The 18,871-nt window shown below is 53.2% G+C and carries 19 protein-coding genes, 1 tRNA gene and 1 pseudogene; 11 read left to right on the top strand and 10 right to left on the bottom strand.

Features of this window, described 5'->3' with window-relative positions:
* Positions 1-104: 104 nt before the first annotated feature.
* The 4 genes from H6F67_RS13200 to H6F67_RS13185 all read left to right on the top strand — a co-directional run bounded on the left by H6F67_RS13200 (position 105) and on the right by H6F67_RS13185 (position 2,202).
* Complete coding sequence (locus H6F67_RS13200; protein WP_190767067.1) at positions 105-251, top strand: hypothetical protein; 147 nt, start codon at positions 105-107, stop codon at positions 249-251.
* A 37-nt stretch (positions 252-288) separates the two neighbouring features.
* The gene (locus H6F67_RS13195; RefSeq protein ID WP_190767066.1) at positions 289-1,104 is read left to right on the top strand and encodes an FAD-binding domain-containing protein; all 816 of its coding nucleotides are present in this window, start codon (positions 289-291) and stop codon (positions 1,102-1,104) included.
* A gap of 12 nt (positions 1,105-1,116) precedes the next feature.
* Complete coding sequence (locus H6F67_RS13190; RefSeq protein WP_190767065.1) at positions 1,117-1,530, top strand: hypothetical protein; 414 nt, start codon at positions 1,117-1,119, stop codon at positions 1,528-1,530.
* A 153-nt stretch (positions 1,531-1,683) separates the two neighbouring features.
* Complete coding sequence (locus tag H6F67_RS13185; RefSeq protein WP_190767064.1) at positions 1,684-2,202, top strand: vitamin K epoxide reductase family protein; 519 nt, start codon at positions 1,684-1,686, stop codon at positions 2,200-2,202.
* Between the two features lie 177 nt (positions 2,203-2,379).
* On the opposite strand, the gene arsS is transcribed toward H6F67_RS13185, so the two are convergent.
* The 4 genes from arsS to H6F67_RS13165 all read right to left on the bottom strand — a co-directional run bounded on the left by arsS (position 2,380) and on the right by H6F67_RS13165 (position 5,790).
* A complete protein-coding gene (arsS, locus tag H6F67_RS13180; protein ID WP_190767063.1) occupies positions 2,380-3,513 on the bottom strand; it encodes an arsenosugar biosynthesis radical SAM (seleno)protein ArsS in 1,134 nt (377 codons plus the stop codon).
* 2 nt (positions 3,514-3,515) lie between these two features.
* Positions 3,516-3,848, bottom strand: a complete 333-nt coding sequence (locus H6F67_RS13175) for an arsenosugar biosynthesis-associated peroxidase-like protein (protein WP_190767062.1) — start codon at positions 3,846-3,848, stop codon at positions 3,516-3,518.
* Between the two features lie 85 nt (positions 3,849-3,933).
* Complete coding sequence (locus H6F67_RS13170) at positions 3,934-5,031, bottom strand: septal ring lytic transglycosylase RlpA family protein (RefSeq protein WP_190767061.1); 1,098 nt, start codon at positions 5,029-5,031, stop codon at positions 3,934-3,936.
* A gap of 327 nt (positions 5,032-5,358) precedes the next feature.
* Positions 5,359-5,790 carry a hypothetical protein gene (locus H6F67_RS13165; protein ID WP_190767060.1) on the bottom strand — a complete coding sequence of 144 codons (432 nt, stop codon included), beginning with the start codon at positions 5,788-5,790 and terminating at the stop codon, positions 5,359-5,361.
* Positions 5,791-5,933: 143 nt separating this feature from the next.
* Between H6F67_RS13165 and H6F67_RS13160 the strand changes: the two genes are divergently transcribed.
* A complete protein-coding gene (locus tag H6F67_RS13160) occupies positions 5,934-6,332 on the top strand; it encodes a histidine kinase (RefSeq protein ID WP_190767059.1) in 399 nt (132 codons plus the stop codon).
* Here the strand turns inward: H6F67_RS13160 and H6F67_RS13155 are convergent.
* On the bottom strand, positions 6,316-7,176 hold the full coding sequence (locus H6F67_RS13155) for a glycosyl hydrolase 108 family protein (RefSeq protein WP_190767058.1): 861 nt from the start codon (positions 7,174-7,176) through the stop codon (positions 6,316-6,318). The genes H6F67_RS13160 and H6F67_RS13155 overlap by 17 nt on opposite strands.
* 121 nt (positions 7,177-7,297) lie before the next feature.
* A complete protein-coding gene (argJ, locus tag H6F67_RS13150) occupies positions 7,298-8,638 on the bottom strand; it encodes a bifunctional ornithine acetyltransferase/N-acetylglutamate synthase (RefSeq protein WP_190767057.1) in 1,341 nt (446 codons plus the stop codon).
* A 144-nt stretch (positions 8,639-8,782) separates the two neighbouring features.
* Here argJ and H6F67_RS13145 point away from each other — a divergent pair, with 144 nt between their 5' ends.
* The 4 genes from H6F67_RS13145 to H6F67_RS13130 all read left to right on the top strand — a co-directional run bounded on the left by H6F67_RS13145 (position 8,783) and on the right by H6F67_RS13130 (position 12,441).
* Positions 8,783-10,465: a serine/threonine-protein kinase gene (locus H6F67_RS13145; RefSeq protein WP_190767056.1), complete on the top strand. Its 1,683-nt coding sequence runs from the start codon at positions 8,783-8,785 to the stop codon at positions 10,463-10,465.
* Positions 10,466-10,491: 26 nt separating this feature from the next.
* The gene (locus tag H6F67_RS13140; RefSeq protein ID WP_190767055.1) at positions 10,492-11,622 is read left to right on the top strand and encodes a hypothetical protein; all 1,131 of its coding nucleotides are present in this window, start codon (positions 10,492-10,494) and stop codon (positions 11,620-11,622) included.
* A gap of 50 nt (positions 11,623-11,672) precedes the next feature.
* Positions 11,673-11,743: transfer RNA gene (locus H6F67_RS13135), tRNA-Gly, on the top strand.
* A gap of 266 nt (positions 11,744-12,009) precedes the next feature.
* Entirely contained in the window at positions 12,010-12,441 is a 432-nt protein-coding gene (locus H6F67_RS13130; protein ID WP_190767054.1) for an SRPBCC domain-containing protein, read from the top strand.
* Positions 12,442-12,596: 155 nt separating this feature from the next.
* Here the strand turns inward: H6F67_RS13130 and H6F67_RS13125 are convergent, their stop codons facing one another.
* Both H6F67_RS13125 and H6F67_RS28500 read right to left on the bottom strand, forming a co-directional pair.
* A complete protein-coding gene (locus tag H6F67_RS13125; protein ID WP_190767053.1) occupies positions 12,597-13,400 on the bottom strand; it encodes a WecB/TagA/CpsF family glycosyltransferase in 804 nt (267 codons plus the stop codon).
* 95 nt (positions 13,401-13,495) lie between these two features.
* Positions 13,496-13,720, bottom strand: a pseudogene (locus H6F67_RS28500) (DUF3473 domain-containing protein); the annotation flags it as partial.
* 871 nt (positions 13,721-14,591) lie between these two features.
* Between H6F67_RS28500 and katG the strand changes: the two are divergent.
* Positions 14,592-16,787, top strand: a complete 2,196-nt coding sequence (gene katG / locus H6F67_RS13115) for a catalase/peroxidase HPI (RefSeq protein WP_190767051.1) — start codon at positions 14,592-14,594, stop codon at positions 16,785-16,787.
* 130 nt (positions 16,788-16,917) lie between these two features.
* Here the strand turns inward: katG and H6F67_RS13110 are convergent, their stop codons facing one another.
* Complete coding sequence (locus H6F67_RS13110; protein ID WP_190767050.1) at positions 16,918-17,103, bottom strand: hypothetical protein; 186 nt, start codon at positions 17,101-17,103, stop codon at positions 16,918-16,920.
* 242 nt (positions 17,104-17,345) lie between these two features.
* Here H6F67_RS13110 and H6F67_RS13105 point away from each other — a divergent pair, with 242 nt between their 5' ends.
* Complete coding sequence (locus H6F67_RS13105; RefSeq protein ID WP_396797917.1) at positions 17,346-18,128, top strand: M48 family metalloprotease; 783 nt, start codon at positions 17,346-17,348, stop codon at positions 18,126-18,128.
* A gap of 51 nt (positions 18,129-18,179) precedes the next feature.
* Here H6F67_RS13105 and H6F67_RS13100 read toward each other — a convergent pair whose 3' ends face one another.
* On the bottom strand, positions 18,180-18,761 hold the full coding sequence (locus H6F67_RS13100) for an Npun_F5749 family FMN-dependent PPOX-type flavoprotein (protein ID WP_190767049.1): 582 nt from the start codon (positions 18,759-18,761) through the stop codon (positions 18,180-18,182).
* Between the last annotated feature and the right edge of the window lie 110 nt (positions 18,762-18,871).

The raw sequence follows: 18,871 nt of genomic DNA, 5'->3' as shown, positions 1-18,871 counted from the left end.
GTGCGAGACAAATGAATCTTATTGTTAAATAATATTAACGCAATTTCAGATTCATCGCGTCTCGCGCTTCGCATGGCGATTACTCTTCATTTTGGCATCTGTGCGTGGGGATCGGGTGTTTAGTGCCGGATGTCGTCAGTGTGCAGCTAGCGATCGCTCCGTCCATCCTCACTGGGCTAGATGAACCGCTGAGCGATCGCCGTTTAGCTAGGAGAATCGCGCTTCAGGTCGGTTCGCATCGTTCTGACTAAGCTAGAATCGTCAATACATTAGATATAAATCTTTACAATGCAGCAGCTTCGTACTGATCTCACGGATCGCCAAGCGATCGCAGACTATCTCCTAGAGGAATTTAATTTTCTTGAAGATCCAGGCGTTTTGTCGCCCCATGAAGGCGGGCGATCGAAAGGACTCCAGCGGCTAGAGCATTTTCCGGTTGAGAAATATGCCAAGCAGCGCAATTTTCTCGACGGCACAGTCAGTGTGTTATCGCCATATATCAGTCGCGGCTGTTTGGAACTGGAAGAAGTGCGGCAGTGGGCGCTGAATCGATCGAAATACAACGCGCTTGAAAAGTTCATTTCGGAATTGGCGTGGCGAGCTTTCTTTCGCTTGATTTATCTAGAAGAGGGCGATCGCATTCTCCAAGATATTGAACAGCCAAAGGTTTCCATGCGCGAACATCGAACCACGCTGCCTGACGATATTGCAAATGCAGAAACAGGAATTCCTTCAATGGATACCCTAATTCAACTGCTCAAAGATGAAGGCTATTTGCATAATCACGCTCGCCTTTATCTTGCTAGCTACATTGTGCATTTTCGTAAGGTTTCTTGGCGTGTCGGAGCCGACTGGATGTATAGCCTGCTGATTGATGGTGATATGGGCAGCAATCATCTCTCTTGGCAGTGGGTCGCCTCGACTTTTTCTAATAAACCATACATCTTCAATCGTGAAAATCTAGAGCGCTATGGTGGCTCAGTTCTACCTGGAGATCCGCGCCGAAACGATCCGTTCAACTACTCCTATGAAGAGTTAGAAGAACGCTTATTTGGTGGCAGCTTCGTTTCTCAACCTGCTCGCAGTACCGGAAAATATCGTTAATCTTGATTTGACATGACAGCTTTAATCTGGTTGAACGAAGACGGCATTAATCCTGATCACGAAATGATTAAAGATTATGTCGATGCACCGAGAATTTATGTTTTCGATCTGTCCTATCTCCAGCAGTGGAATATCAGCAAGCATCGAATTCAATTCATCTACGAGTCGCTGCTTGAGATTCCTGACATCCAAATCTACAAAGGCGAAACGGTCGCGATTTTGCAGCAGCTCATCGCTCAGCACCAGACGCGAGAAATTGTGACCAGCGAAACGCCAAATCACATCATTCGATCGCACCAGCGCGAAGTGAGCAAGTTTGCCAAACTCGTCGTTTACGATGAAATTTATCCGGGCAAAGAAGCAACTGTTTCTCGACGTTTTTCGCGCTACTGGAATAAGCACGATCGCGAGTGGATGGCGCGATAAGCAAGCATCGATCGCTTTGTGAGGCAGGTCAGAGCGATCGAATTTGAACTTTTTCTCGACACAATAAATCTCTCGATCGGTGTACGTCTTGCGTTAGGTGTTGCTGACCGAACCGCTCTCCAAAATGAAGAAAATCATTGCGGAGTGTTCATCATGGAGCCGAGCCAACTGAGCCGAGAATTGCGAGAAGGCAAAAATCCCGATCTTTCTCGTCGCCGTTTAATTATTGGTCTATCGGGGGTCGGGGCACTGATGGGCGAAGCCGTTTCGCTATATCAGGTTGGCATGATTAAAGAACTGCCTGATCCGCCAATTCCGCTGATCGATTCGAGCAAAGTGGATGCCTCAAATTATGCCTACAAACGCTTCGATACGCCCGACGGCTTCATGATGGTGACGAACTATTCGATCACGGCTTTAATTGCAGCGGCAGGCGGCATGAATCGCGCTACGCAAAATCCAATTCTGCCGATCGCCCTTGCGATCAAAACATTCTTTGATTCCGCGCTTGCCCTTTGGCTGGCTCGCGAAGAGTGGGACGAAAATCAAGCTTTCTGTGCTTATTGTCAGGTGGCGACTTTGTGTTCGATCGTCTCGTTTGCGCTGGCAATTCCTGAAGCATTAGCTGCGACTCGCTACATGCTCGGCAAACGCAAGCCTGAGAACGCATAGGCCACGTTTAAGGTAAAACTATTTCTCTTTCTGCCACTTCACCGAGTAAGGGTTGTGATCTGTAGTATCCGCCGCCCTGCTCACTAAAGTTAAACGCGATCGAGTGGTGGTTTGTGCTGAGGCATGAAGTGGAGCAGCGCTTAGATAAGAATGAGATTGAAAGCAATTTCGATCGCCCTACGCGATCGCACCGCCGCAGGAACTTCCTGCCCCTGCCGTACAGCCGAAGCAGTGTCGTCCAGTGACGATTTGCCGCTGGGCGAGCCGTTGCAGATCGAAATCGCGAATGTTTGGACGCTGGCCGTCAACAGGCTGCACTTCGAGATCCAGCATTTGATTAAAGTCGCAGTCGAAGAGTCGCCCATCCCAGGAAATCGAAATTGTGTTGCGACACATCAAGCCTGCGATCGTCCCCGGATTAAACGCATTCACAAGCAGTTCCATGTACTGCTGCAAATTGCCCGATCGCTCTAGCCATTCTAGATAGCGCGAGATCGGCATGTTGTTAAGCGTGATCAAGCGATCGAACGTAACCTCATGATTGCGCTGTAGCCCAACTTTCCACTCTTGCTCTAGCTTTGCCTGACCGGAGGACAAAAACGCCCCGACCGGATTTGACATCAACGTAAGCTGTCGCTGGGGATTGCCCTGTCCATATCCGGCAGCATTGAGGCGGCGCAGGGCTTCGATCGATTGCTCAAATGTGCCGTCGCCGCGCTGTGCATCGGTATTGCGCTGGCGATAATGTGGTAGCGAGCAGACGACTTCAACGCCGCGATCGCCAAGCCACTGCGGTAAATCTTGGCGTCCGGGCAGCAGCAGAACCGTGAGATTGCAGCGATCGATCACGTGTTTGCCGCGCTGAACGCATTCCTCCACAAGATAGCGAAAGTGCGGATTCAGTTCGGGTGCGCCACCTGTGATGTCAACGGTGTGCGCTTCAGTTTGGTCGAGGGCACGGAGGCAGGCGTCGATCGTGTCGCGATCCATGTTTTCGCGAGTGCGATCGGGACCGGCATCAACGTGGCAGTGGCGACAAGCCATGTTGCACAGTTTGCCAACGTTGATTTGAAAGATTTCGATCGCGCTGGGTGTCAAACGGTTCCAGCCATGCTGTGCGATCGCCTTGCCAAAATTGCCGTCGGGTAAATCAAGCTGATTGAGCGTCGCCAGTTGCGTTTGCGGATCGGCAAGCGACGATCGCTGCTGAGAAAGCGAAGTCGTGGCGCGGATCGATCGCGCAGCGCTGCCGGAATCGGGTCGCGCAGTGCTGCCGGAATCGGGTTGCGGCTTGATGTCGGTATTTGTCATGACTACATGCCCAACTGCCGAACCTGATCGAGCATTTGCATTCCGTGTACGAGTGACGACCCGCCGCGAATTGCCGTTGCAACGTGGATCGCCTCGGTCATCTGCTCCAAATCAGATCCTTGCTGAAGCGATTCTTTTGTGTAGGCGTCAATGCAGTAGGGACACTGAACCGTGTGGGCTACCGCAAGCGCGATCAGCGCTTTTTCGCGAGCCGAAAGCGCACCTTCGGCAAACACGGCTCCATAGTAATCAAAAAATTTTTTGGCAAGTTCTGGCTGACCCTCGCTGATCTGGGCGAATTGGGCGAGGTGTTCGGGCTTGTAGTACTGATCCATTGGGGCTTGAGGAATACCACGCTGCCATTCTAGCGAGAACGCCGCGATCGCACCTGGAGCGATCGCGGCAGTGCGACACAGCTTCCTAGCGAGAGCGGCGATTCACGACTGGCGTGTCTAGCACATCAATGCTGACCGGAGCCACACCCGATTGCATCAGACCCACCGCACGCGCGGCAGCAGCCGACAAATCGATAATGCGTCTACCGCTGAACGGGCCGCGATCGTTGATTCGCACAACCACCGATTGTCCCGTCCGCAAATTTGTCACGCGCACTTGCGTTCCAAACGGCAAACTGCGATGCGCCGCAGTCAAAGCGTTTTGGTTGAAAATTTCTCCGCTGGCGCTGCGACGACCATTGAAGCCAGGGCCATACCACGAGGCAATGCCGCGAATCGTGCGCTGCACGATGTTTGGCGATTCAGGTTCAAGCTGCGGCTGTGGCCGACCAATGATTTCTTCTAGGGGCGGCGCATTGCCCAACAGTCGCCGCAGTCGATTGGCGGCTTGCAATGCATCATTGGCCGGATCGCGAGTTGTGTCTGGCAAAATTGTGTCGGCGTTGATTTCGACCAGTTCTTCGTTGTTGACTTGGATCACGTAGTTCTGGCGATCGCCATTCCAGTTCACGGTAATGGCAGAGGCATCAACGCGATCGTGGTGAAGCTGATTGAGGCGAGCGGCGATCGTCGTGGCTCGCCAGGTCGGGTCGTTGCTTTGGGCTGCGGGCGTTGGAGCGGCGGTCGGTACAACGCCGCCTGCTGGTTCATCGGGAGTGGCAACCTTCACTTCCGGATCGGCAGAAGCAATCTCGTTGGAAGAAGTGCCCAAAAAGGTGAGAACGGGAATATCGCGGACGTAAACGGTAGCGGCAGAGCGTCCCTGCATCTCGTGTGGCTGGATCTGGGCGATCGTTTCGGCAGCCGCTTCGGGTTCGTCTTGGGATTGGTATTCTCCGACTTTGACCGCATCTGCTTCGGTGGAAGATGCGCTGTCGGCAGTCAAGCGATCGGCGGAAGAAACTGGCTGGTTCAGTTCAGGAATTTCGCTTTCGAGCGAAACATTTGCGTCAGGGATGTCGTCTTGAGATTGAGACTGCTGTGCGCTGCTAGCAGAGGGAACACTCAAGCTGGCAAGCAAAAAAGCAGTCGTGGCTAAACCGCTCCAAAGTTGTTGATTCATACAATCCAACGTGAAGGACAAAGCGAGTGCGAGTTAGGAGGAAGTGAAAAAAGTGGGTTGCTCGGTGGCACACCCCGGTTTGCCTCAACTCGGACTCGTTACATATTCACTTTTCGGGCTTCAGACCTCGATCACCCTATCACGAAGATTTCCGATCGGGGATCAGGGATCCACGAAGACGAGCAGTAACTTTGTGGAAACTTGGATGAGCTATTTTGTAACAAAACCGAGACCAAAAGCGGTTTTCAGGTCGATCGCGCAATTCCAGAAACTTTACTAAAATCTTAACAAAACTTTACAATTTTTTTGGCAATTCGAGGCGATTGCTTAGGACTTTGGCGAACCGTTGAACAGTTCCAGAATTTGTACGCAAAACGCCTTGAACTGTTCAGCCCTTTCCGACTGCGGACAGGCGTTTCCAGAAAAGCGCCACTGCTCGATCGTTGAAAACTGCCACTGCCGACCGCGATAGTCAAATCCTGCTGCCTCTACACCGATCGCACGGTGCGAACCAACCAGCGGATCATCGTGAAAGCGAATTTGCAGCAAAATACTTTGGCACTGCCAAAGCCGCGATCGCCCCGGAAAGTGAAACCCCAAGTCGATCGATTCGGGGTCAATCAGTTCGCGCGTGTCGCGATCGTTCGTCCAGGGTTTCAGGTCAGCGCGGATATCCGGCAGTTCACTCTTGATCAGGTTGACGATCGCCGCAATTTTGCTGGCAAGTTCCACGTTGGTCGCTCGTTCAGCCGCATTCACCGATCCTTTTCCTCCGTTGGGTTCACTCGCTCAAGTTTGGGCATTGTGTGCAGAACAGGCAAAGATTGTGTAGTGTGAATCACGTTATGCGCGTGCCCCACACGATAGCGTGGAGGTCGAGCAGTTCGTTAGAAGGAACGGCAATGTCCCAGCCCTGTCACATCCTGGTCGAAGGCAACCCCGCCTTGATTTACGCCAGCCGCAACGGTTCACCTGCAAAAATCCTGCCCGTCTTGACTCGTTTCTTAGAAAAATTTTGGCAAGAAAGAGAAGCGAGTGGTGAATCTTCTGATACGCCAGAGTGCCTTGTTGCCCAAATTGTGGTGCGCTTTGGCTTTGAAATGTGCGAAGACGACTTTTCCAATCTGCGCGTGGGTACAAGCTATCACCCAGATGTTGAGTATTTATACTGGATTGACACGGTATCCAATCATACCGTCCAGGTTTGGGTTCCCGATCGCGCCTATCGAGAAAATCCGAGTATCGGTTTGTCTGGCTGTCGGCAGCAGGCGATCGAACCGATCATCAGCGCAGTGTACTAATATAGCGACGCAAATCGTTATCGCGATTGAGCCATCCGGCGAGAAATACCCGCTGGCTCGGACTTTGCTGAACCCGGCGGTAGCGATAGTCGATGCGGGCTTGGCAGTAGCGTTGTGCCGTTTGTGAAGCGTTCGCACGAGCAAGTGCGGCACGAGTGGCAGATCCATAAACGCCATCGGCAGCAATGCCAAGCGCTTCTTGCAGAAAGAGCGTGGAACCACCGACGCCGAAATTCACGGCAGTATCGAAATGGACGATCGCCAGAGGTCGAGCTTTCGCACCACACTGGGCAGGTTGCCAGTACATGTCGCGATAGATTTCGTTGACTTCTGCATCCGTGATATTCCGGACGCTGCGCGGCGCTAAACCTTTTCGTCTGCGATAGGCCGCATAGGTATTTGCCGTCACACCTTTGTTTGTTTCACCACCGGGATCGTTTGGATGGTTGACGTAGCCGCCTTCCCAGCGCAATGAAAACCGCAGTGCTTCATCAAAAAAATCTGCTTGCACGGCGGGCGCAGGTGCAGGGCGCGGCGTCGGTTGTGGAACCGGAATCGGAATCGGTGCAGGGGTGGGCGTGGGGGCGGGAATTTCAATCACGCCGACTGAAGAAACGAGAAATCGAGCGATGCGCGGCGACAGCCCATCCGATCGAAAGCCGTATTCGCGAGTGAAGCGTTCGTAGGCATCGATCGTATCGCTGTCCCAAACGCCATCGACGCTGCCAGCGGCAAAGCCCATGCGGTTGAGCGAGGCTTGAATGGTCTGCACCAGTCGGCGGTCTTGCCGCACGGTGGTAATCGGGTAGGTGGTTGCGCCTTGCGCGATCGACTGTAGATCCATTGCTGATGGTGAAGTAAAAGAACGGGCGCAGCGGTTTTGTTGATCTGGAGTGCTTTGAACAAAAGTTCAAGGCTAAAAGCTTTAGTCCGTTTCAACGGACTAAAAGAATTCCAAGTTTCGATTAGGTAGTGTATTCGGCGTTGATTTTCACGTAGTCATAGCTCAAGTCGCAGCCCCAAGCCGTGCCAACGCCATTACAGCTATTGCCCAAATCGATCGCAATCACAACCGGATGATCGATCGACTGCGTGTTTGCCAACCGATCGATCGGCTGGTGTGTATCTGCACTGACGACATCATTCCCCGCTTCCGTTGCCGTCAAGACAGGTTGCGGCGTTACGGTACTCAAATCGGCCTGCCGCTTCAGGTAGGCGCTGGCTCCGGCGCGATCGAACGGCAAGGGCTGACCGTGTTCCATCAGCAAAAAGTTGCCCATCTGGACGCGCAACTGATTTTGCTCGAATGGAATTCCCGCTCGTCCGGCAGCAGCGGCAATTCGTCCCCAGTTTGGATCGCGGCCAAAGATGGCGGATTTGAACAAGGCTGATCCGGCGATCGTCCGAGCAACCTGCCGCGCCGACTCGTCATCCGGTGCGCCCGTCACCTGCACTTCGATCAGACAGGTAGCGCCTTCACCGTCGCGGGCGATCGATTTTGCCAGCCGAATGCAAACCGCCGTCAGCATCGCCTCTAATTTCTCAGCGTTTGCGTCCATTTGCGTAATGGCCGGAGTGCGCGATTGACCGTTTGCCAAAGCGATCAGCGAATCGTTTGTGCTGGTGTCGCCATCGACAGTGATTTGATTAAAGCTTTTGTCGGCAGCGCGGCTGAGCATTTCCTGCCACAGGGGAGGCGAAACGGCAGCATCGCAAGTGACGAACGCTAGCAGTGTTGCCATGTTGGGATGAATCATGCCCGATCCTTTGCAGATGCCGCCGATGCGGACAGGGCGATTGTCGATCGAAGTTTCGAGCGCGATCGATTTCGTTACGAGATCGGTAGTCACAATCGCCTTGGATGCCGCCTCTGATCCGGTGTCGGACAAAGCAGCAATCAGGTTGGGCACGTTCGCCGCCAGATTTTCCATCCGAATGCGCTGACCAATGACGCCTGTTGAAGCGACAAGGACAGCAGTTGAATCAACGCCCAACGCTTCGCCGATCAATCGGGCAGATTCGATCGAATCTTGCCAGCCCTGTTCACCTGTTGCGGCGTTTGCCTGACCTGCATTGCACAAAATGGCGCGAGCGTTCGGTTTGGCTTCGAGTCGCTGACGGCAGTAATCAACCGGGGCGGCTCGGACTTGACTCGTGGTGAACACGCCTGCCGCGATCGCTTCCACATCCGAAACGATCAGCGCTAAGTCCGGCGCACCCGAAGGTTTTAGCCCGGCGGCAATGCCCGCCGCCCGATAGCCTTTTGGAGCCGTGACGCCACCCGGAATTTCCTGCCAGTCTGCCATATCGATCGCTCTTTGCACGTTTGGGTGAATCTTACCAGAGCAGCTAAGACGTAGCTCAACGATTTTCGCCTTTCAAGTGTCCGCCCTCGTCGAGCAAGTACCTCAATCTGCGCTAAGGTAATGTCGTCTCTTGGTTTGCAATTCGTGCTTCAGCCTGCACAGCTCTACTGCATTAATTCGGACTGTCGCCAGCCCCACCAGAACGCAGGCAATAAGTATTGTCAGGCTTGCGGGACACCGTTGCTGCTGCGAAATCGCTACCTCGTGCGGCAAAAATTGGGCAGCGGCGGCTTTGCGATGACGTTTGCCGTGTGGGATTTTCAGTTGCAGCGCGATCGCGTCCTCAAGATGCTGACCGAAACCGCGCCCAAGGCGATCGAACTGTTTGAGCAAGAAGCGCAAGTGCTGGCACGGCTGCGGCATCCGGGCATTCCGCAAGTTGAACCAGACAGCTATTTTCAGGTCGCCAGTCCGCAGCGCCGCCTGCCCTGTTTGGTGATGGAAAAAATCAACGGGCAAACGCTGCAAGATTTGACCGAGCAGTATCCGCAGGGCTGTCCGCCAGAGTGGATTGTGGACTGGCTGAGGCAGGCGATCGACATTCTGCAACTGCTCCACCAGCAGCAGATTATTCACCGCGACATCAAGCCGAGTAATTTGATGCTGAGGCAGGGCAGCGGTCAACTGGTGATGATCGATTTTGGTGGTGTCAAGCAACTCCACAGTTTTGCGCCAACTAGTTCGACGCGCCTGTTTTCTCCGGGCTACAGTCCGCCCGAACAGTCCGCAGGGGCAAGCGTGAATGGCACGGCAGACTTTTTTGCTTTGGGACGAACGCTGATCCAGTTGTTGACCGGACAATCTCCCGCCGCGATCGAAGATCCGCGCACTGGCACACTTCACTGGCACTCCTACGCCCAAGTGTCACCGCGACTCGCCTCGCTGCTCGACGACATGACGCACCCTGATCCGCGTCGTCGTCCTCCATCTGCCGAAGCGATTCGATCGCGCCTTTTGCCCATCCTCGATTCCTACACCCGCACAGGTGCGACGGCAGCAGTTGCGATCAAACAGCGGCGATCGATCAAGCTGCCAAATTTAGGACGCAGTGTTCTCTGGATGCTGCGGTCAATCTGGTGGATGGTCACGGCAGTTTTTGCAACGCTGTGGAGTACCGTCCTAGCGGCGATCGGAGCGATCGTAGGAACAACCATTGCCTATGGCATGGCGTTCTACACCGATTGGGGAACGAATCTGATCGCTTGGCTGTCGCAACAGTTGAGCGATCGCTCGCCCAGCTTTGAAATAGCGATCGGAGTCGATCTGCTGATTTTTGCGCTTGCCGGATGGGGTACGGCTTGGGGCTTGACGGCAGCAGGCGGACTCGGACAGCGCAGGCGCATTTGGTCAGGCGCGATCGGGGCTTTGGCCTATTCGATCGGCTGGTTCAGTTTGCACCGTGTTCAGCCAGAAGGGGCAACAGCAGGATTAACCATGTTTGCCGCGATCGCGCCTCCGCTGCTTGTGCTGGGGTTGGGCATGACGCGCTATGCGCTACTGCGATCGATCGCCGCGATCGTCGCCATTCCTCCCTGCATCGCAATTTTGGCAGCCCATTCCTCTGCCACGTTTAGCCTGTGGCAAATGGTGACAACCGCCACCTTAGACAATTGGACATTTTGGCCGTGCCTATTGTTTTTCGGACTGCTGGCCGTATTGCTGGCGGCTTGCCTCAGCATCACTCATTATCTTCTAGTGCCGATCGTGGACTGGCTGATCCATCCGTCTGCAAGTCGGCCCAGATCACGATCCGCCGCCCATCGCTAGAATCATGAAGGTTTATTACTGTGGGCATGACTTCTTTAAAGGACACGAAGCAATCGGCGATCGCGCCCTTTCGTCAGCAGCCAACCGAATCACGACGATTTTGGCTGATCTTGGGTGGCGGATCGATCGCGCTGCATCTTGTTCTGCTGCTGGGCTTGCGCTGGATGAATTTTCGCGCCACCGTTGCCACCGCCACTGCCGATCCCACATCGATCGAACTGGTTGAACTGGCTCCAGCACCCGAAGTCGGCGAAGCCATTGCGCCTGCCGATGAAAGTGCTGCCCCCCTGCCCCCACCGGATCAACCTGTTGCACCGTCTGCGCCCGCCCCATCCGCTGCGCCGCCTGCGCCGCCTGTCCCAGAAATTGCTGTCGCACCCCCTTTCATTCCAGAACCATCGCCCGTTGCACCTCCGCTCCAACCCGCTCCGATCCCTGGTGAGGTAACACCTTCTCCTCTGCCCACTCCTTCGCCTTCCCCGCCTCCCGCTCCGCTTCCTTCGCCCACACTTTCTCCAACGCCACCTTCTGTTCCGTCTGCTCCTCCAACGCCAGAATCAACGCCTACCGAGCCTGCTCGCCCCACACCCACCACACCGGAAACAGTAGCGCCACCCCCTGCCCAATCTGGCGAATCACCGTCTGCTCCATCCAACGAATCTGAACCATCCGGCCAGCCAGAGCAGGACGGCAGCAGCGAACCTGGAACGGGCGAATCGCAAGGCGGCATCCTTGAAGGTTTGCCGCCTGTACCAGAATACGAAGCGCCGCCGAGCTTTACGGCAAGCGTTATCAGCGTCAGTCCGCCCTCGACTGATATTCCCCAGCAAATTGCTCAACCGATCGTAGCGCGTCGAGATTTTCTTAACGATGGTTCTGAAACCGCTTGCAGTGCAACTCCTGGCGTTATTGCTGCTTGGGGAACGCCCGTTCAGTTTCGCGTCCGTGTCGATCGCAGTTCTAACAATCCGGATATTGGACGTGTCGGTTCAGATGGCGTAACAACCTTACAAAGAAGCGGCAACAATGAGTACGACGCCCTCGCGGATTGCCTCGTTCGTGAATGGGAATTTCGCCCACCCGATACGGAGGCGGCTGCCGAGAACGAAGCTCCTTCGAGCGAGGTGATCGTCACGATGCAGATTAATCCCGGATAGCACGGTCAAGATGTGCTATCTTAGTACAGGTCGAGAGTTCGATCGCCTTTGCGGGTGTAGTTTAGTGGTAAAACCTTAGCCTTCCAAGCTAATGATAGGGGTTCGATTCCCCTCACCCGCTTTGATGTTGTCATTTGTGAATGAGCGGCGTTATGCCGCAAAGTTAACTTCTGTGAACATTTTAGGCGTGTGACCTAATTGTTAATCAGTGCGGTTTCACCCCAGTTCATCCCCAGGTATCGGTCACCAGAACGCTGACCCATTGCGTCACTCTTTTGTTGCCCAGCTTTTGCAAATTGCGCCACATTTTCTGCTCACTCGCACAGGCAGAAAGAAAGAGAATTGTTGATCTAAATTCAGCACCCAGCCTGTGTTTATGATGAAATAATGCCTAGCCTTTATGCTGAAATTGAAATCAATGGAAGTCGCGATCGCGCCTGGGAGGCTTTGATTCACAAAGAGCGCTGGCGCGAGTGGAATTCATTTCTGTTCGATCGCAGTCCCGATCGAGAGTTTCAACAGAATCGATCAGTGATTTTAGCAGTTCAGCGGCTCAAAGGCGAACCAGATACGGTGTTTGAGGCGATCGTCACGGTTTTGCAACCGAACGTTTGTTTGCAGTGGCGGTCGATCGCTCCGGGCTACCGCAATGAACACACGCTTGAACTGCAAGATGTCGGCTGGCAGCGCATCAAGTTCACCTACCGTCAAACGTTTTCAGGACGCTTGAGCGGCTTATTTCTGCCGTTTTTGCGACGGGATGAACAGCAAGGCATCGATCGAATGGCGCGAGAACTCAAGTATTACGTTGAGCGCTAATTTGGAAACAGCAGTAACAGGAAAAGCGCAGATAGAATTAACCAAATGTAAAGCGTAGAAATTTCTTGATGCAGATTGTAGCTCATGCTGTTTATGAGTTGAACGGCATTGCTTTTGTTTCTGATAAATTAAGTCGTTTCCCTTAATCAAATGCGCTATGGCTTAAAGCGTTGAATCAGCGATACAGCGAATAGCTGAACTACAAAAATCGGACCATCCAGCAGATAGCGTCTGGCGAGGCGACGAGGTTCTTGAATCAGCCGATAAAGCGTTTCAACGCCAAGATTTTGCGCCCAACGTGGCGGGCGTTTAATATCTCCAACCACATAGCTGAAACTAATACCAACGCCGATCCACCAGGCATTTGGACAAAGGTGACGAAGCTGTGTAATTAACTGTTCTGATTTCGGAAAACCTAGGGCTACGTAAATCACGTCAGGCTGAGCAGCCTGAAGCATATTTTTGATTGCCTCAACTTGACTTGGATTTCGCTCAAAACCGAGCGGAGGACAGTAGGTTCCAGCAATTTGAAGACCAGGATTGTCTTGCTGAAGTCGATGAGCCGCTTTATCGGCAGTGCCTGGATTTCCGCCTAACAGAAAAATCGATCGACCCTGAGCAGCGATCGCACGAGTGAGGCTGTGAATCAAATTAGAACCACACACCCGCTCTGGCAATGGTGTTCCTCGCAGCCAACTCGCCCAAACAAGCGTAATGCCATCGGCAACTCGAAGCGTGCTGCTTTCCACAAGCTGATGCACTTTCGGGTCTGCAACGGCTTTACGCAGATTTTCCAGGTTGACCGTTACACACCAGCCGCCAATTCCCGACTCGATCGCATCAACGATGAGATCAACACACTGAAGCTCATCGATCGCGGCAAGAGAAGTATTGTACAGGCGAACAGAATGGATGCTTGTTTGCTGTGGGACGCTACCTGATTGTAATGATGAAAACATTGTGATTGGTATTTGATGTTTTTTTACTGCTTTAAGCGGTGGAGATCTGCAATTTTCAGCCAAACTTAACTTTGATTGCTGTTAGAAAATTAACACTATGCAGCTTGCGGTTCAGCTTGGCAAGTTGAGATCGCAGCAGGAACTAAATTGAGCACTGCGGCACAGCAAGCCCATTGAAATTCGCGCAGCAGAAACTCAAGCTTGAACTGTGTTGAAGTAATCCCGTGATAGGTGCGAAAGCGTCGCAGTGCCGATAGCTTGATTCGAGGACAATCCACCGCAAAATCGCGAGGATGCAGGTAAATAACGTTTGGCAACCTACGCTTGTTTTGCTTGAAAGGGCATTCATTACAATTGTGTGGTAATACTTAGCCGCAGGTGAATTTCCGTTGAATTTAGAATGATGTGCTGTGAAACTTCCGTAAATTTACGAGTAATTTACAGGAAATTTATCGAAATACTGCAAATATGAAGACCGAGTAAAGTTGAATAGAGATGAGATACAGGGGAATTGCAACATTCTGTATCCACTACAGCAATGTTCAAACTTTTTATCAATCTTAAGATAAGTTTTAGAGAAGTTTGAGCAATTCTATGCTTCAGCACGCGATCGATCGCTGCATCTGAACGCTGATTGCGTAGTCGATCGCGACAGCAACATTAATGCTGCCGACTTTGAAGTTTAGGCTGAAATGAATCAGAAGCAGATCGGCCTCATCCTAGAACTCGTCAAAGCTACCCTAATTTCAAATTAGGATGACGATACCCTCTGAAACTAGAGTTGGTTCAGTAACGGCTAAATAGGAATTTTATCTGCTTTTAACGGTGACACTGGGGATTAGCGCTTTGCTAATGGAGAGAACAAATAACTTTAGAATCTTTTACAGCGATCGCCACTAGCTTTTGATAGCTGAGAAGTTCTAGGTAACAAGCTATTCTTCAATGCTAGCTTGCACTTCAATCTTAGCATTTTATAAATTTGTATGCTTGGACGAGTTCACTTTTGGGCTGTTGATATAACTGATTGTTTCAAATCATAACGTTGTTTATATTTCTCCTAGATTATATTTCTCATCGATTATCCAATAACTACCATAGTTATCAATGTGCTACTTGTTTGCAGTACCTGCAAATACATAAAAAATCCACACTACATCACTCGACAGGAGATACATCTCGATAGGAGATATTATGAGCAGCGAAAGTGGATGCCCCTTTACGGGCAGAGGTCAAAAACCTACACCTCGTCACAAGCCGTCGAACCGAGACTGGTGGCCGAACTATTTGAATCTGAGCATCCTCCACCAGCATTCACCCCAATCTAATCCGATGGGTGAGGCGTTTAACTACGCTGAAGAGTTCAAGACGCTTGACTTAGATGCCGTCAGGAGAGACATCTACAACCTGATGGTCACTTCTCAGGAATGGTGGCCTGCCGACTATGGACACTATGGCCCGCTCTTCATTCGGATGGCGTGGCACAGCGCAGGCACATATCGAATTGGCGACGGGCGCGGCGGTGCGGGCGCGGGTAGCCAGCGGTTTGAGCCGCTCAACAGTTGGCCCGACAATGCCAACCTCGACAAGGCGCGGATGTTGCTTTGGCCGATCAAGCAGAAATACGGCAAGAAGATTTCTTGGGCTGATCTGATGATCTTCGCGGGCAACTGTGCGCTGGAGTCGATGGGCTTCAAGACGATCGGCTTTGCGGGCGGGCGCGAGGATGTCTGGGAGCCAGAGCAAGACATCTATTGGGGATCTGAGAAAGCCTGGCTCGGTCGCGAACGCTATGACGACGATCAGGTGCTGCTGAATCCCCTCGCCGCCGTGCAGATGGGTTTAATCTACGTCAACCCGGAAGGACCAAACGGCGAGCCTGATCCGGTTGGTGAAGGGCGCGACATTCGCGAAACCTTTGGGCGGATGGCGATGAACGATGAAGAAACAGTCGCGCTGACTGCGGGTGGACATACCTTTGGCAAATGTCACGGAGCGGGCGAATCGTCGCACGTCGGGGCTGATCCGGGAGGTGCCACGATCGTCGATCAAGGTCTTGGCTGGAAGAACACCTTCAACACGGGGGTCGGCGTCGATGCGATCACCAGCGGCATCGAAGGCGCGTGGACGCCGACACCGACGCAGTGGGACAACAGCTATCTCGAAACCCTGTTCAAATATGACTGGGAGCTAACCAAGAGTCCGGCTGGCGCGTGGCAGTGGAAGCCTCAGGGCGATGGGGGTGCGGGTACCGTTCCCGATGCCCACGATCCGTCAAAACGGCACGCTCCGATGATGACGACAGCGGATATGGCGATGCGGATGGATCCCATCTACGAGCCGATCGCACGGCATTACCGCGACAACCCGGATGAATTCGCTGATGCGTTTGCTAAGGCGTGGTTCAAGCTGACGCATCGCGATATGGGTCCGCGCGTTCGCTATTTGGGTAAAGAGGTTCCGCAAGAAGAGTTCCTGTGGCAAGATCCGATCCCCGCAGTCAACCATGAATTGATTGATGAGCAGGACATCGCCGCCCTCAAAGACAAGATCCTCGCGTCGGGACTGTCGGTTTCCCAACTGGTTTCGACTGCCTGGGCATCGGCGTCAACGTATCGTGGCTCTGACATGCGCGGTGGAGCGAACGGGGCACGCATTCGCCTTGCACCTCAAAAGGATTGGGAAGTCAATCAGCCGACCCAACTGGCAACCGTCCTGCAAACCCTGGAGGGAATCCAGCAGGAGTTCAATCGCTCGCAGTCGGGCGGGAAGCAGGTTTCGCTTGCTGACCTGATCGTTCTGGGCGGATGCGCGGGCGTCGAGCAAGCGGCGAAGAACGCGGGACAGGATGTCAAGGTTCCCTTCACGCCGGGACGGATGGATGCCTCGCAAGAGAAAACGGATGTCGAGTCTTTTGCGCCCCTGGAACCAAAGGCAGACGGGTTCCGCAACTACATGCACGGCAGACACAGCGAATCGCCTGAGGAACTGCTGATCGATCGAGCGCAACTGCTCACTCTGTCAGCCCCTGAGATGACCGTTTTAGTCGGCGGCTTGCGCGTCCTGGGTGCGAACGTTGGAGACTCGCAACACGGTGTCTTTACCGATCGCCCCGAAACGTTGACCAATGACTTCTTTGTCAACCTGCTCGACCTGGGCACAGGCTGGAAGGCAACTTCTGAAGATGAATATGAGTTCGAGGGCAGCGATCGCAAAACGGGCGAACCCAAGTGGACGGCGACCCGTGTTGACCTCATCTTCGGCTCAAATTCTCAGCTCCGCGCTCTCGCAGAAGTCTACGGATGCGTGGACTCGCAGCAGAAGTTTGTACGTGACTTCGTGGCGGCGTGGGACAAGGTGATGAACCTCGATCGCTTCGACCTCAAATAGTTTCAGCGCAAAGGGCTACAAGGGTTTTTCAGCGTAACTTCCACGCTCATTAAGTGATCACAGGTTAAGGCGACGCAAACCTGCGGAAATCCTGAACGCGAGTGGAAGCCAGAAAACAAGGGGCGGCGTTTCAACTTGTCTTGAGACGCCGCCCTAGTCTATAGGCGCTTACCTCAAATCCCGACTCGATCGCATCTGCCTCGCTGATTAACTCGCCTGAAGTTTCTGCACAATCTGTCGGCACCGGACGCATGGCAGTTTGGAAGTGGTTGGCCTCTAGTTCTGCATCTAGAATCAGCCGAATAGGATATTTCATTCCACACGCATCAAAGTATGATGCAAGCAATAGTGATATCGACTGCTCACGCTCACAGTTCATTATCTGGAGAGCTTTCTTACAACATTACTGACTTCTCAAACGTCCTTTAAAGTTGATTCAACATTCGATCGCGAGTGCAATGATGCTAGGAAATCAAATTAAAACGGCTGCGCTGCTCGGCTTGCTCAGCGGCCTAATTGTATTAGTAAGCTACTACTTAAGTTGGCGATGAGTCCGGCTTGATTCTCGGCTTTGTGTTTGCTGCGCTGTCGAGCATCGGCTCGTGGTACTACTCGGACAAAGCAGCACTGGCGGCTTACCGAGCGCAGCCGATCGATCGCGCTCAGGCTCCAGAAATTTACGATATGGTGGCGCGGCTGTGCGATCGGGCTGAACTGCCGATGCCAAAGGTCTTCGTGGTTCCCACAAAATCGCCGAACGCTTTTGCGACCGGACGCGACCCCGAACACGCTGCGGTTGCGGTTACGGAGGGAATTATGGAACTGCTGACGCCGCAAGAACTCGAAGGCGTCCTCGCGCATGAACTGACCCACGTGAAAAATCGCGATACGCTCACGCAAGCCGTCGCCGGAACGCTGGCCGGAGCGATCACCTATTTGGGACGCATTCTCACTTTTGGAGCGCTGTACGGCCCCGTGACGACAAATGGCCGTCGGGGAACCAATCCGATCGGTTTGATTTTCCTGATCGTGCTGGCTCCTTTGTCTGCCGCGCTGATTCAGTTTGCAATTTCCCGCACTCGCGAATTTGCTGCCGATCAAGGTTCCGCAGAAATCACCGGAAATCCTTTGGCGCTGGCGAGTGCGCTGGAGAAGCTAGAGGCGATCGGTCAGCAAATCCCGATGAACGGCAATCCGGCCATGTCGCCGCTGCTGATCATCAATCCGCTTTCGGCAGAAGGCTTGCAAACCCTGTTTCGCACGCATCCGCCGACCGCCGATCGAATTCGTCGCCTGATGGAACTGGCACAGCAGCGTCCGCTGACAACGGCAAAAGCTTAATTTAACGAGCAAAATCTGTGAGGACAAGGGGCAAACGCCTCCTGTCCTTTTTCATGGGTTCACTTCGATCTTGTGCCACTCGCCATCTTCGGCTTTGTCATATTTGTAGCGATTTTGAGGATCGCCGCGCAGTTCTAGATGATCGACCTGTGTGGGATCAAGCAGCAGCAGGCAGAAGTTGCACGGAGGCTCGATCGCATCCGGCGGATTCGGCGAAAAGTTGGCGTTGGGCGATCGCACCTCCCCCGAAGGCGGCCAAACAAACTGAAGCCGCGCTGCATCCGAAAGATTTTGCCACATCGTTTGACGTGCCTTGCGTAGCGTTTCATTCGGTTCATCAGCGGCAATCAGGCTCAGCAGTCCAGCGATCCGAAATTGCTCTCGCGTGATGGGAAAGTACCAGCAAATTTCGCCGCAGGGCTGGTGCTGAATTTGAACAATTTTCTCGCTGCGATCGTCCGTAATAAATTCAAGCTGATCGCTGTCCTCCAAAAAGCCGCGAAAGACGATCGTGCGATTGGCGGGTCGTCCATCCGGTCGGACGGTGGCGAGCTGCAAGTAGCGGGCGTAAACGAGCGATCGATTGCGGTGCAGGGCGCGGGCAAGGCTCGATCGCCAAGGAGCAAGAGACATTGAATTTGAGGTAAAACTACTTCTATTGTGCTGCCTGAGAGGAATCTAACCGCTGCCAGATTAAAAGCTAGATTTTCTGTGTTTTAACGTATATAGTGTTCAAACAAAAC

This window comes from Microcoleus sp. FACHB-1515, assembly GCF_014696105.1.
In the GTDB taxonomy this organism is placed as follows: Bacteria; Cyanobacteriota; Cyanobacteriia; order Elainellales; family Elainellaceae; genus JAAUTJ01.
This window is presented reverse-complemented; position numbering and strand designations above follow the sequence as displayed.